This window comes from Cupriavidus sp. SK-4, assembly GCF_000611125.1.
Taxonomy (GTDB): domain Bacteria; phylum Pseudomonadota; class Gammaproteobacteria; order Burkholderiales; family Burkholderiaceae; genus Cupriavidus; species Cupriavidus necator.
The window spans coordinates 42205-44604 of sequence record NZ_JFJW01000067.1 but is presented as its reverse complement, the minus strand read 5'-3'; the positions used below and the strand labels follow the sequence as shown (position 1 = coordinate 44604).

General features: G+C 71.6%; 3 protein-coding genes. 1 reads left to right on the top strand and 2 read right to left on the bottom strand.

Going from position 1 to position 2400, the window contains the following annotated elements; genetic code table 11:
- The coding region (locus CF68_RS14405; RefSeq protein WP_035819856.1) for a GntR family transcriptional regulator at positions 1-613 on the top strand (613 nt) is incomplete at its 5' end.
- A gap of 253 nt (positions 614-866) precedes the next feature.
- On the opposite strand, the gene CF68_RS14400 is transcribed toward CF68_RS14405, so the two are convergent.
- Both CF68_RS14400 and CF68_RS14395 read right to left on the bottom strand, forming a co-directional pair.
- On the bottom strand, positions 867-1514 hold the full coding sequence (locus CF68_RS14400; RefSeq protein ID WP_035819854.1) for a LysE family transporter: 648 nt from the start codon (positions 1512-1514) through the stop codon (positions 867-869).
- Positions 1515-1596: 82 nt separating this feature from the next.
- Positions 1597-2199, bottom strand: coding sequence for a hypothetical protein (locus CF68_RS14395; protein WP_010814855.1), 603 nt, complete (start codon positions 2197-2199; stop codon positions 1597-1599).
- Positions 2200-2400 lie beyond the last annotated feature (201 nt).

Below are 2400 nucleotides of genomic sequence, written 5' to 3'. Positions count from 1 at the left end.
GGGCGACGCGCTGCCGTCCGAGCGCACGCTGGTGGATTCACTGGGGATTTCACGCGTCACGGCCCGCCGCGCCCTGCAGGTGCTGGCAGAGGACGGCGCGATCACGCGCAGCCGCGGCGCGGGCACCTTTATCGCGCCGCGCGCTGAGCAGAAGCCGGCGCGGCTGGACAACTTCAGCGAGCTGGCGCGCCGGCGCGGCATGACGCCGGCCAGCGAGCTGGTGGCGTTCGAACGCCGCCGCGCCACGACGCAGGAGGCCGCGGCGCTGGCGCTGCCGGAAGGCGATGAGATCGTCAGGCTGACCCGCCTGCGCAAGGCCGACGGGCAGATCTACTGGATGGATGTGACCACGCTGGCGCTGGCCGTGCTGCCCGACGCCAGCGCCATCGGCGAATCGCTGTATGCCTACCTGGAGCGGATCGGCAAGCCGGTGCTGCGCGTCACCGAGAAGCTGCGCGCGGTCGTGGCGACCGAGGAACTGGCCGCGCGCCTGGGCATCGGGCCGGGCGAGCCGCTGCTGCACATCCGGCGCACCGGCTACACCCATGGCGACCAGCCGGTCGAACTGACCGACGCGTACTGCCTGAACGACTTCTACGAACTGAAGCAGTAGCGCCCGGCANNNNCGGGCCCGGCCACCGGCGGCTCGACCGGGGGCGGGGTCGGGTCTTCCTCTGGCGGCAACGGCAAGTCCGGGGGGATGCCCGGCGGCCCGGGCTCTTCGACCGGGGGCACGGTATGGCGCGGCTGCAGGCGCGCACCGGCGTGGGGGTTCGGCAAGGCGGGCATGCGGGGTCTCCGTGGCCGGGTTTCCTCCTCATTGAAGCAAACCCGGCCGGTGCGCGCCAGTAATGATGCAGACCTGCTCAGGCGTGTTGCCGGCGCACGAAGAACAGCGCCGCGCCCACCGCCATCAGCACGCTGCCGAAGAAGCGGTTCTGCCAGCGCACCGCGCGCGCATTGCGGAACAGCCCCTGCATGCGCGAAGCCAGCAGCGCATAGCCATGCATCACCACCAGGTCCACGCAGCACATGGTGGCGGCCAGGATCGCCAGCTGCTGCGCCAGCGGCCGGTTGGGATCGATGAACTGCGGCAGCACCGCGACCATGAAGATGATGCCCTTGGGGTTGGTCACATTGGTCAGCAGGCCGGTGGCAAAGCGCCGGCGCCGGCTCATCACGGCCACGCGCACGGGGGCGGCGCTGCCACCCTGGTCCGCCCCGCTCTCCACCTGCGCGCGCCATTGCTGCACGCCGAGGTAGATCAGGTACAGCGCCCCAATCGTCTTGACCACCATGAAGGCCTGCTCCGAGGCCAGCAGCAGCGCGCCCAGGCCGCCACCCGCCACCAGCAGCACGATCACCAGCCCGGCCTGCAGGCCGAAGATGGTGGTGGTGGTCCTGCGCAGCCCGTACGAGAGCCCGTGGCTCATCGACAGCACCGCGCCCGACCCCGGCGACACGGCGATCACCCAGCACGCGGCGAAATAAGCCAACCACACTTCCCAACGCATCCCACTCTCCTTTGACGACAACCATGCCGGGGCCACGCTCCCGCAGCCACGGCACCAACAATCTTTCCTGCGGCGCGGCGCGTCAGAACGGGTGGAAACCGCCCAGGAACTGCTCCACCTGCTCGGCCTGGCGCGCGTCGCGCGCGGCGTCGCCCGATTCCAGCACCACCGCCTGGTACGCGCGCGTACCCACGGCCACCAGGCGCGCCGTCAGCCGGCGCGGCGACTGGTCCTGCGGCGACACCCCGCTGGCCTGCACTTCCACGCCGGCAAGCGGGCGGCCCGGACGGTCGGCGCTCATCACGGTGACGGGCCGCGCGCGCGGCTCGCCCGAAGGCGTGCCAAGGTTGGCCAGCAGGCCGGCCTGCATCGCCGCCAGCGCCTCGCGCCGCAAGGCTTCGTCATCGGCGGGCAGCGTCACCACACCCACGGCGAACAGCGTGTCGTCGACGCGCGCGGCTTCCATCGTCATCGGCAGCTTGCGCCCGGCAATGGTCACGTCGCGAGCGGCGCTGGTGGGCTTGCCCGGATAGAGCGCGGCATAAGCGCCCTCGCCGGACTGGATGGTGCGCCAGTCATAGCGCGGCGAACAGGCGCACAGGGCAAATGCCAGCACGGCGGCACAGCACAGCAGCGGCCGGCGGACAGCGGCAGGAAAGCTCGGCGGGGGCGGCACAAGACGCATCGGGAATCCATGGGGGGACGGCGCGCGCAGGCTGCGGGCGGCGCTGGCAGGAGCCATCGCCTGCGGGCGGAAACCGGTATTATCCCGAAAGCGGCGCGCCAGTGCTTGCTGCGCCGCTCCCACTACCCCCCTGCCCCCACGTTCCAGCCATGCCTGCCGCCCGCATCGCCCGCCACGCCTTTGCCATCACCAGCCTGCGCT